9 protein-coding genes are annotated in these 11,404 nt (G+C 58.4%); 7 read left to right on the top strand and 2 right to left on the bottom strand.

The window, feature by feature from the left end; all coding sequences use genetic code 11:
- Window positions 1–72: 72 nt before the first annotated feature.
- Complete coding sequence (locus ACNOHI_RS13490) at window positions 73–1,233, bottom strand: hypothetical protein (RefSeq protein WP_420475186.1); 1,161 nt, start codon at window positions 1,231–1,233, stop codon at window positions 73–75.
- A gap of 244 nt (window positions 1,234–1,477) precedes the next feature.
- A complete protein-coding gene (locus tag ACNOHI_RS13485) occupies window positions 1,478–2,620 on the bottom strand; it encodes an integrase domain-containing protein (RefSeq protein WP_420475185.1) in 1,143 nt (380 codons plus the stop codon).
- Window positions 2,621–3,753: 1,133 nt separating this feature from the next.
- Between ACNOHI_RS13485 and ACNOHI_RS13480 the strand changes: the two genes are divergently transcribed.
- The 7 genes from ACNOHI_RS13480 to ACNOHI_RS13450 all read left to right on the top strand — a co-directional run bounded on the left by ACNOHI_RS13480 (window position 3,754) and on the right by ACNOHI_RS13450 (window position 11,356).
- A complete protein-coding gene (locus ACNOHI_RS13480) occupies window positions 3,754–4,800 on the top strand; it encodes a PRTRC system protein D (protein ID WP_420475184.1) in 1,047 nt (348 codons plus the stop codon).
- Window positions 4,797–5,075, top strand: coding sequence for a hypothetical protein (locus ACNOHI_RS13475; protein ID WP_420475183.1), 279 nt, complete (start codon window positions 4,797–4,799; stop codon window positions 5,073–5,075). The genes ACNOHI_RS13480 and ACNOHI_RS13475 overlap by 4 nt, the downstream gene beginning before the upstream one ends.
- 41 nt (window positions 5,076–5,116) lie before the next feature.
- Complete coding sequence (locus ACNOHI_RS13470; protein WP_420475182.1) at window positions 5,117–5,581, top strand: CFI-box-CTERM domain-containing protein; 465 nt, start codon at window positions 5,117–5,119, stop codon at window positions 5,579–5,581.
- A complete protein-coding gene (locus ACNOHI_RS13465) occupies window positions 5,568–6,302 on the top strand; it encodes a PD-(D/E)XK nuclease family protein (RefSeq protein ID WP_420475181.1) in 735 nt (244 codons plus the stop codon). The genes ACNOHI_RS13470 and ACNOHI_RS13465 overlap by 14 nt, the downstream gene beginning before the upstream one ends.
- A 131-nt stretch (window positions 6,303–6,433) precedes the next feature.
- Window positions 6,434–7,185, top strand: a protein-coding gene (locus tag ACNOHI_RS13460; RefSeq protein ID WP_420475180.1) for an IS5 family transposase whose coding sequence is annotated in 2 segments (ribosomal slippage) — window positions 6,434–6,656 and window positions 6,656–7,185 — 753 coding nt in all. Because the reading frame shifts where the segments join, the coding sequence is not laid out codon by codon here.
- Between the two features lie 773 nt (window positions 7,186–7,958).
- Window positions 7,959–10,520 (top strand): molybdopterin-dependent oxidoreductase, encoded by a 2,562-nt coding sequence (locus ACNOHI_RS13455; protein WP_420475179.1) that lies wholly within the window; start codon window positions 7,959–7,961, stop codon window positions 10,518–10,520.
- Window positions 10,521–10,567: 47 nt separating this feature from the next.
- On the top strand, window positions 10,568–11,356 hold the full coding sequence (locus ACNOHI_RS13450) for a 4Fe-4S dicluster domain-containing protein (protein WP_420475178.1): 789 nt from the start codon (window positions 10,568–10,570) through the stop codon (window positions 11,354–11,356).
- Window positions 11,357–11,404: the final 48 nt, after the last annotated feature.

Raw genomic sequence — 11,404 nt, 5'->3', positions numbered from 1 at the left:
TCTCGACTTCCTGCTGGCGCGCACCACCGCCATGCGAACTTCCTTCGCTACGGAAATTTCCTTGGGACGTCCTTACGTTGTGGATTGCAGCGCATAAGTAGTGCGCCCGTCGCTATCTAGCCGTGGAATCCGTGCGGGCAGCACCAGCTTCCTCCAGCTTTTGGGAAGGACGAGGGTTTGCCATACCGGAAAGAAGTCCTCGCAATTCACGCATTCCGTCAATCGAAGTTGTTGAGCAATGTGCATCAGCTGTTCTTTGTTATGGGCAATGAACTCTTCGGCACGTTGCTGGCATTCCGACCGCAGTCGACAAATGGTCATGATGTTGGCGGATTCCTGGGTCGGGTTCGCTGGGGGCGCGAAATAGGCGGTGTGGCTTAACTTGGCCAGTCGGACAATGAATTCGTCTGCCATTTCGTAATCCTTGCTGGCGCCTTCACAGTGGGCGCCGAACACGCTTCTCTCGGCCGCTGCTCCGGCATAGGCCATCGTCGCCTGCCATAACAGCACGTCGGTTGTCGCATCAATTGCCTCCGTCGTGTGAATCGGTGTGACGAATCCACCGAAGCCATACTTCGGCTCGCGGTCGACGACGGCAATCGCGTCTTCCGGCAGGGAGTCGAACTGGCCGTACAGCAGCAGATGTCCGGCTTCATGCACGCAGATCCGCCAGTATTCCGCGTCGTTGAGGTGGAGCCTGTCTTTGCCGATGTCGAGCCGTTTCAAGCGGCGCTTGGATTGCCAGCGCAGGGCATCGAGAAAATATTCGACCAGCCCGTAGAACATGAACCAGAGCAGCAGGACTGCGCCAACGCCCATCAATTGCTGCATCGGTTGGCCGCGATACCAGAGCACGACCGCAAACGCCGGTACAAAAAATGACAGAATGCGCAGCGCGCCGTGTCGCCACGCGCGCATGAAAGGCAGCAGTAACGGTCCGTTCAGCGAGAGGACCGCGATCGTCGGGGCGGCGAGCCAGAGGCCCAAAGCAACAGAAAAACACGTCGCCAACGCGGTCACGGGGGAATCCAGCGAGCCATATCGGACAGTCAACAGGAGCACGCCAATGGCAAGCATCAGCGGCGCAAAGCGCAGCAGCTTGGCCGCCGAAAGTGGGTGGTCATGCAGCCAGTTATGCAGGCGATTGCGGCCCGTGCGCAGGTAGAACGCGACCAGGCCGAATAGATCACCCTTTTTTAGGAATGACCAGATGATGATGAGGGCAACGCGCATGGTGTTGTCAACGAGGAAGTGGCGTATCCCGCCGTGAGTCGTCAAGCATACAATCAAATTGCCTACCAGAACACCCGCGAATCTGCCATGAACAAAGACATTCTGATGCCACCGAAGTGAAGTTTGGAACCCGCATCGGATGTGGGAAACCGAATCCATGTTGATGGATCGAATCATCACTTGCCCATCTTAGATTCGGGATTGCGCGGTCGATGTGTTTTTACGGGGTTCTTTGGCACCGTGTTCATTCCTCGTTCGCGGACGGATTATTTTGTTTGTGTTGACGGGCGATGACGCCGCCAAGATAGGCGTTGGATGCACGTTTTCTGGCGTGGCCAGCCAGCTCTGCCACGTCCTGCCGTGCCGGCGCGTCGATTTCTGGCGGCAGCCTTTCCCCGCCGCGTACCGGCGCCGCATGCCCGGTCATCGCCTCGAACTGCTCGATCAACACTTCGTGCCGCAGCCCGTGCGCGGTTACGCCCAGCGCCTTGTGCGTGACGCCGAATTTCTCCAGCACGTAGTTGAATCGTCGTAGCGCCTGCTCCAGGCTGTGCGATGGATGTCCCATGTGACCGTCGCTGGTGGTCACCACCGCCTGTGCATGGTCGATCGCAGCAAGGCGCTCCGGCGTGTCGAGCGCGACGAAGCGTTCGCGTCCACCCTTGCTGCCGGCCTTGATGCGCGCATAGCGCTCGGCCTTCCTTTTGTGGAGCGGCAGACCGGTCGCCTCGAACAAAACGACGCACCGGTGCGGACGGAACATGATGGCCTCCTTGCGGCGCAAGCCCATCACGCGTATCAGCCGCATCGCCGCGCCCACATACGGATCGAAGCGGCAAATCTCCTCAATGAGGCCATCGATATCGATGCCTTGCGCGGACCAGCTCTTGTCGCGCTGCGCCGCTTCGTGGCGTTGATATGCGTCGGGCTGCAATCCGTAATAGTGGGGCGCTCGTACCAGGCCGGGTTTGCCGATCCAGTTGGCCAGCCCGCGCAGGAAGCTGAGATAGGTCTGGATCGTTGCCGGCGCCAGCCCTTCCTTATGCCAAACCGTCACGCTGGCCCGAATATGCCTTTCCCCCAAGTTGCGTGGATCGGGCCGGGTCTTGAATCCGGCCTTGTCCTTCAGGTCGCGAAAAAAGCGCCGGAAGAAGTCCGCCCGCTCCTGGCGCGTCTTGAACGACACTTCCTTCTGTTTGGCAGTGTGCTGCTTGTTGAAGAGCGCGATCAAGACTTCCAGCACCTTGAGCGGCGGCGTCTTGCCGATTGGATAACGGGCCAGGGTTTCCCGCGCGGAGAGGCCGTTCCAGTCTTGGCGGCGGCGCGGTTGATGAACAAGCGAGGCCACGGCAGATGTGGTGCGACGGTGTTGCGTTGCTTTGGACATCTTGTTCTCCATGATCGACCGTCCGCTGCTCGAATGGCGGACGTAAAGCGCAAGTGTGGAATCGCCAGCCGATGGACCGGGTAGCCGATTCCATTGCTACGCCCGTCCCGTGGTCAATGCACTACGCAACGCGCGACCACCAGCGTCGTTGCGGTTCCCCTCGGTTGCGCCGGCTGTGCGCGTGAAAGCCGGCTCGGTCAGCCTTAAAAATGGTTCAGTTGATCCGTCCCGGCCGCGCATTTCTGCGCCATCCGGGGGAGGGCGATGCCGCCGGCCTCCTGGGCTTGGCAAGGCATCAGCGCCGAGATCGGGTCTCGCGCTCTTTGGGATCAGTTCGTGGTCGTGGCCGCCGTACCTGCAGGGGGCCGCCCCTCACCGAAAGTCCGGGGCGGTGTCAGGTGTTCGAGCGAAAACGCATGGGGAGCCTGAACAGGCAAGCACAGCCATGCGCTGCGTGAAACGCGTGCTCAAAACGGGCGACGGGAATTCATGGTCCGGCATCGGGTGCCGGCCGGTCGATCTGCGGCGTGTGGCCGCTTTCTTGAAGAAAGCCGGCGCCATGCGTGGCGCGTCGGCAGGTCAATTGCACGAAGAGAATGGAGTCATGGGCACGACCTCAAGGGCCGTGCAAACCGATTCAGCGATCGGCGCTTCAGGGACAGGTGACGACTGCGACGCCTTTTTGCTCCCGCGATGGGAACCGGGGCAAGGAGCCCTTCGAGCATGATCAGTTGACATCAGCGGTCGCGGTGCGTCAAGCGGTTTCCGGCGCTTTCGTGTGGCGGACAGTGCCCTTGATGCGCATTTATCTTCCGATCGACACGCAAGCCACAGCGGCATGCGGGCTTGATGGACGCAGAAGTTGCCTCTGGTTCCCCTCTTGAAGTGCGCAGCGCGCCGTGCCCTTGACGGGATTATTTCCGGTGGCAGCGTAGTGATAGGCGAACGCACGGTGGTGTGCTCGCAGGACAACCGGTGTGATTCCGGATGCAACGCGATGACACTGTGAACGCAATCGGGAGCGACCTGGTGCCGAAATGCGGCAGTAAGCGTCGGCGTTTTGCGTGGAGCGGCAGCACTATTTCGCCGATGCTGGTGGCGATCGGCCTGAACGTAAAGAATTGGAGGCAGTCATGGAAAAGATCGTAAGGGCAGTCGATGTGGGTTTTGGCAACACCAAGTTCGTGACGGGCTGCACGGACAATGACATTCGTTGCGCCAGTTTTCCGTCGGTGGCGTACCCGAGTGCGCGGGACTTATCCATGGTTCCCGCTGCCGAGCGGCGCAAGACGCTCGCCGTGCCGATCGATGGCTTGTTCTACGAAGTGGGGCCGGAAGTCGGTCTGGCGGCGGAGTCGTTTCGCGCCACGCAGATGCATGATCGCTACACCGAGACGCCCGAATATGCTGCCTTGCTGTGCGGCGCGCTCGGCATGATGAAGGTCGCCATCGTCGATTTGCTGGTGGTTGGGCTGCCGGTCGCCGCGTTGGCCTCTAAAAAGTCCGCATTGGAAAAGGCGATGACCGGCAAGCATGAAGTGGGCGGCGGGCGTACCGTCACTGTGCGCAAAGCCCTCGCCATCGCCCAGCCCCAAGGGGCGCTCGTGTACTACGCATCGCTGCACCAGAAATGGAAGGCGATCGAGCAGGAGCAAAGCCTCATCATCGATCCCGGCGCCAGGACTTTTGACTGGCTGGTTGCGAAAGGCATGCGTCTCGTGCAAAAGAAAAGCCATTCAGTCAACCGCGGCATGTTCGATGTGTTGCAGGCAATCGCAACCGAGATCAGCGCGGACATCGGCATGCCGTACCGGGATTTCGATGCGATCGATATTGCGTTGCGTACGGGTAAGAACCCGATGATTTACCAGAAACCGTACGACATCGCACCCCTGATGCCGATCGCGCGGACCATCGCGCAGCAGGCAGTGTCGTCGATGATGCAGTGGATCGAGGCCGCCTACAGCTTCCAGAACATTATCCTGGTTGGCGGCGGCGCATTCCTGTTTAAAAAGGCGGTCAAGGAAGCCTTCCCGAAACACAGGATCCATGAGGTCAAGGAACCGATGTATGCCAACGTGAAAGGGTTCCAGATTGCAGGAATGAACTACGTCAGTAGCGCCCTCGACAAGGAGTTGCGTATCGCTGAGGATGGCCATGACCGGGGAGAAATGACATGAACCGTCAGCCTGCGATCCCATGCGAACGTATCCGGTTGGTATTCGAGCTGGAGCGTGACGACAATCCACGTCTTTACGATGATCTGATCCGCTTCAAAAAAGGAACGAAACGGGTGAACCGGCTGCGGACACTCGCCCAGGAGGGCTTGCTCGCGCAGCATTGGCCGACCGGCTTTACTGGTCAGATACTTGAAGCCAGGAGTGTGACGGCATTCGGTACGCAGGACGACGCGTCGATCACCAACCAGGTGTTCGGCCCACCAATTACCGAATAGGGCGGCGGCCGAAAATGCGTTGGCATGGGTAGGAGTTATTCATGGCAGATAGGAGAAGTAAAAAGCGGAAATCGAAAGCGGTGAGCGCGTCGGCGTTGGCGCAAATGGGCGTGTGCGAGCGGTTGGTGGTGTTCGAGCATCGCCACGGCAGGCGCAGTACCGCCATCCAACGCGTAGCGATCCGGCGTGGCGTGCGAGAACATGATCGCTTTTATCGAGATGGAATCCGGGCGGCAAACAGGAAGGGGCGTTGTTACATCGCGACGCTGATGTTCGGTGAGGGGGCGGAAACGGAGGCACTCAGAAGGTTCCGTGACCGTATTTTGCGCCCCTATGCCAGCGGGCGCCGGTTAATCGGGCTGTACTACCGAACGGCGCCGGTCCTCTGTAAGGTATTGCAACACAAATCATGGCTGCAGCCTTTTGTCCGGGCGGTATTGAAGCCGTTGGTATGTTTGGCAAAACGCAGAATACGCGGCGAGGGTGGCGATCATGACAGCGGTTGAATGGGGCTTGTTTGCCGCTGCGGTCATCGTCGTTTCCCTCCTTGCGTGTTGGATTGGGCGCAATGGTACTGAGACCGACGAAAACGCGTGGCGGCCGCAAGAATTGCAAGACGCCGAGATTGCCTACGCTGAGCAGATGTTTCGTTCGAACGGGCAAGTGTCGGTTGTTGCGAAAGTGGATCGGGCGTACCGTGATCGGAACGGTCTAATTACCATAGTCGAACTGAAGACGCGGCAAGTCGATCGAGTCTATTTGTCCGACATCATCGAACTGTCTGCGCAACGGTTTGCACTGGAGGCACAAACTAGGGAACCAGTTGCTCCGTACGGGTATGTGCTTATTCAGCAAAAGGGGTATAGGGAAAGGAAACTCCACCGAGTACGCTTGTTGACGCGTGCCGAGCTGATCACGCTGGTTGCACATCGTGAAGCTATTCTTGCTGGGGACGCAGAGGCAAGGCATACCATATGGCCGAGACTGTGCCGCCACTGCGCTTTCAAACAAGAATGCAAGCCACCTGCGGATTTCAGCAATTCGAAGATATCCATATTATTAGGCTCGCGGTCCTTGCGAATTGGGGCCTCACTCTGTGATAGAAGAATCCCGGCCAGACACAACCTAGGCGCGGAATCGCTTCACGGTTGCAATCACATCTTGCAACGTGATGCGCTCATTACGTTTTTTCCGAAGGCAGAACAGGCAACGCGGTCACTGCCGTGACAGGATCAGACAGGAACGCTGATCGCTTCGAAGTCTAGGGTGTGTCCTCATTTTGTTCCAAGCTGATGTTTATTGGGTGCCAAGATGGTTTGATTTGTGGGATTCTGACGCCTCAGACAATGGGGATGGGAATGGTTCGGCGAGTATTAAGTGATGGGGTATGGGAGCAGCTTGAGGCGACAATGCGAATGAAAGGTTGCCATCGCTTGAAGAATGACAGAGAGATCATGGAGGCGATTTTATGGAAGCTTCGCACGGGAGCGCCATGGCGGGACGTTCCGGAAGAGTTTTGTCCTTGGAAAACGGCGTATAACCGTTTCAATCGTTGGGCGGCGAAAGGGCTTTGGGCAGAATTTTTTTTGAGTTACGAGGCGAAGTTGACACGGAGTGGGTATTCGCCGATGGAAGTTATGTCCGCGCTCACCAGCATGCGAGCGGAGCTCGGCTTGGCCAAGAACGCGCCATCGGAAAGTCTCGTGGAGGGGCAACCACCAAGATTCACATGGCCGCCGATGCGCATGGAAATCCGATCGATTTTAAAATCACTGGGGGTGAAGTCCACGATGCCAAAGCCGCGACCGACATCATCGGAAAAGTAGCGTCGGCACAGAATTTCATCGCAGACAAAGGTTACGACTCAGAAGCCATCCGAGACGAACTGCGACAGGCTGGAATGAATCCCGTTATTCCGCGGAAATCCAACAGCAAAAAGCCCAATCCTGAATTCGATTCGTACCTCTACAAGTTGCGCCATTTGGTGGAAAACCTCTTCGCAAGACTGAAACACTTTCGCAGCATCGCTACTCGTTATGAAAAATTGGCACGAAATTTCAAAGCGATGCTCTTCTTGGCCTGCACCATTATTTGGGTCAAATTGAAATGAGGACACGCCCTAGTAACGATCACAACGCCACTTTCCCAGTGAGGTTGCGGACTTCATGCGCGACCTGCACGCAGGCTGCGATGAAGGCAGTTTGGGGACCATTCCACAGAAAGTGCCTTGAGTATGGCATTTCGGGCCCCGCGTTCAACACTGCGCAAGCGTGTAAGGGCAGGCAAGTGGTGAATGCAGTGGATAGGCCAAGCTTTTCGTAATGTTACGCTACATAGCGGGTTGTCACGTGGCGAGCGTGCCGGCTGAGCGGCAATAGCAAGCCCGCATCATTTCGGCATTTTGTGTCCATTTCATCCTCGGCCAGGGTTGCTCGCCGCCACTGCCATATGCTGCTAATCTCGCCAACTTCTCTCTGCACGGCGCACACGCACATTCCCGGATTCGAGAGGCGTCCCCTCTTCAATGCGGGAAAACCTATTCCAGATCAAGAAATGCGAACTGAAGCAGATCGCGTGATTGCTTGGCATTGGGAAAGGGCGGAGGATTTTCAATGGAGGAGCGATCCCGACCATACCCGTCCAGTCAGCAGCGGCGGCAAAGGCGGGAACGGCAGGCCACAGGGACGCGGGAGCTGCCTATGGACCGCTACTGCTCGCAGTGTGCGGTGGTCGGATTTGCTATGCACGCGCTGCAGCTGGTAGACGCATTGACTGATTTGTATAGGTACGCTTTATGCGTGGAAATTTGGTAGCCGCGCCGGTAGAGACGCAGAACCGCATTTCATACGCACATTGCAAGATCAATTAATCCAGGAGTTAGATATGAGGCTGTCTAGAAGAACCTTCATCATGGCGACAGGCGTGTCGGCGGGCTTGCTGCTCACCGGCTGTGCTTCTGCAGTTTTGCGCCAACCTCTCCACAGCGCACTGGTACCACGCAAGCCAAAGCCCTGCAGTCCGGCCAAGGGTGACTGGATCGCCAGCACTTGCCAGGGATGCACGCAGTGGTGCGCGATCCAGATTTTCGTGCAGGACGGGCGCGCGACCCGCGTGCGCGGCAACCCACTGTCCAAGACCAACCATGGCTATGTGTGCCCGCGCGGCCATATGATCCCGCAGCAGATGTATGATCCGGATCGCATCAAGGTGCCGATGAAGCGCACCAATCCGATCAAGGGCCGCGGTGTCGATCCAAAGTTCGTGCCGATTAGCTGGGACGAAGCGATGGACACGGTCGCCGACAAGATGATCGAGCTGCGCAAGGCGGGCGAGCCGCAGAAGTTCACATACCTGCGCGGACGCTATTCGCCTACGTCGACTGATCTGCTGTACGGCACGCTGCCAAAACTGTTCGGCACGCCCAACTATTTTTCGCACAGCGCGATTTGCGCCGAAGCCGAAAAAATGGGCCCCGGTCTGACGCAGGGCTTCTTCGGCTACCGCGACTATGACCTGGCCAATACCAACTGCCTGGTCGCTTGGGGCACTGATCCGCTGGCTTCCAACCGCATGGTGCCGAACATGATGAACCGCTTCCCGGACATCGTGAAACGCGGCACCGTCATTGCGGTCGACCCGCGGTTGTCGAACGTGGCCGCCAAGGCGCACGAGTGGCTACCGATCAATCCGGGCACCGATGGCGCGCTGGCTGGCGCCATTGCCCATGTGCTGCTGACGGAAGGCCTCTGGAACCGTGAATTCGTCGGTGACTTCAAGGATGGCAAAAATTTATTCGTCGCCGGGGCGACCGTGGATGAGGCGGCCTTCGTCGAGAAGGAAACGTATGGACTGGTGAAATGGTGGAACCTGGAACTCAAGGACCGCACGCCGGCATGGGGCGAAAAGGAAACGCTGATCCCCGCCAAGCAGATCGTGCGCGTCGCGCGCGCTATGGGCAAGGCCGCGCCGAAGGTCGCGGTCTGGATGGGGCCGGGCGTGGCGATGAATCCGCGCGGCACCTATGCGGCGATGGCAGTGCATGCGCTGAACGGCTTGCTGGGTTCGATCGACGTCGAGGGTGGCGTCTGGCAAAGCCCGAGCAGTCCGCCGCTCAACAAGTTCCCCAGCGCGGATGCCTTTGTCGATGATCTGGCCAAGAGCACCGGCAAGGGCAAGAAGCTCGATGGGCGCGGCGCCAAGGATATGCCGGCCATGATGGGCGCCAAGCCCGGTAGCGGTGTGGTGACCAACAACATTGCGAACGGCATGCTGAAGGATCCGGGCGCGGTGAAGGTATTGATGGCGTCATGGGCGAATTTTAATTTCTCCTGCACCGGCGCGGACCGCTGGGACAAGGTGATGGCGAAGGTGCCGTTCTTTGTGCACATGGTTCCCAATCCGTCGGAAATGACGCAGTTTGCCGATATCGTGCTGCCGTCGACCTTCAACTCGGCCGAGGGCTGGTCCATTGTCACCAACATGGGTAACGGCCACGCCTACGCGTCGATACAGCAGGCTGCCGTCAAGCGGCTGTGGGATGTGAAGCAGGAAGAGACCGAGGTCATGTGGCTGCTGGCGGAAAAGCTCAAGGCCAAGGGTTTCCCCAATCTGTTCGACTATTACTCGACAACATTCAAGGATCCGGAAACCGGCAAGGCACCGACCACGGCGATGGAGTTTTCCGAAATCGCGACCAAGATGACCAGCGCGGCGATATGGGCAGCCAAGGAACCGCTGAAAGGCGATGCGCCGATTACTGGCTGGGCCGACTTCAAGAAAAAGGGCATGTTCAGCGGCCCGAAATACACGCTCAAGAAGGGCTGGGGTGGGAAGTTCGGGACCGAGACCAAGAAGTTCGAGTTCTACAGCGAGACGCTGAAAAAGGGCTTGCTCGAGCATGCGAAGAAGTACGAAACCACGACCGACGACATCCTGGCAGTCAGCGGCTATGTCGCCCGCGGCGACGTTGCTTTCGTGCCGCACTACGAGCCGGTCAAGCGCCACGGCAGCGCGGCTGACTATCCGTTCGCCTTCATCGACTACAAGTCGCGCCTGAACCGCGAGGGGCGGTCTGCCAATTTGCCCTGGTATCAGGAGTTCAAGAAGGTCGACCCGGGCGACGTCTCATGGAGGGACGTGGTCAAGATGAATCCGTCCGACGGCGCCAGGCTTGGCCTGAAGGATGGCGACACCGTGAAGATCACGTCCGTGGCCGGATCGATCAGTTGTCAACTCCGGTTATGGGAAGGCGTGCGGCCGGGCACGGTGGCCAAATGCTACGGTCAAGGCCATTGGGCGTACGGTCGCGTAGCCGCCAAGGACTACGCAAAGGCCACGCCTCTTGGTGGCAACAACAATGAAATTCTGGTGGATGACTACGACCGGTTGAGCGGTTCGACTGCGCGCAACGGCGGCTTCACCGGTGTGCGGATCCAGAAGGCTTAAGCGGCCGCAACCAGTTATAGGAGTAATACATCATGACACGACTTGGAATGGTCATTGACCTGTCGAAATGCAACGGTTGCGGCGCGTGTGCCTTCGCCTGCAAGGCCGAAAACAACACCCGTAACCGTGGTGACGAACATAGTTTCAACTGGGCGGACTTCCTAATACGTACGGACGGCACGTTCCCGAACACTACGCACAGCGTGATTCCTGTGCTGTGCAATCACTGCTCCGATGCGCCTTGCGTCAAGAAATGCCCCGGGAATCCGGAAAAGGCGGGCCCGGGCAATCCGTACAAGGCGTTGTACAAGACGCCGGAAGGGATCACGTTAATAAATGCGGAGCTGTGCGTCGGTTGCGGCGAATGCTTGAAGTCGTGTCCTTACAGCCACGAGAAGCTCGACGACTCCAGTCTGCGCGGCGAAAGCTATAGCGTGTGCCAACTTAACCCCTATGAGGATGATCCGCAGCCACAGTGGTCCGACAAGAACTCCGCAATTCCCGGCTGTACGTCGTCGGGTGCTGAAGTTGCTGCATTGGCGGGCGCAACTCCACCAATGATGAATCGGTGGCAAGGTGGCGATACGCAACCAGTTCGTACTGATGACGTGGCTGAGAAATGCACGTTCTGCTACCACCGCGTGCTCAACGGCCTGCAACCGGCCTGCGTGGATGCGTGCCCGGCACAGGCACGCATCTTTGGCGACCAGGAGGACCCGAACAGCCAGATTTCGCAAATATTGAAGAAGGAGAAATCGTTCCGCCTGCTGGAAGAAAAAGGCACCGAGCCGAACGTGCATTACATTGGCAAATACAGTCCGCGTGCCGCAAAATAAGGTTCGCGCCAACTGTACCGGGGGCCGGCGTACCGGCCCCTTTTTACT

The sequence above is a fragment of the Noviherbaspirillum sp. ST9 genome, assembly GCF_048799745.1.
GTDB lineage: Bacteria > Pseudomonadota > Gammaproteobacteria > Burkholderiales > Burkholderiaceae_D > Noviherbaspirillum.
Note: the sequence above shows the minus strand (reverse complement) of the source record. Positions and strands in the feature narration are given on the sequence as shown.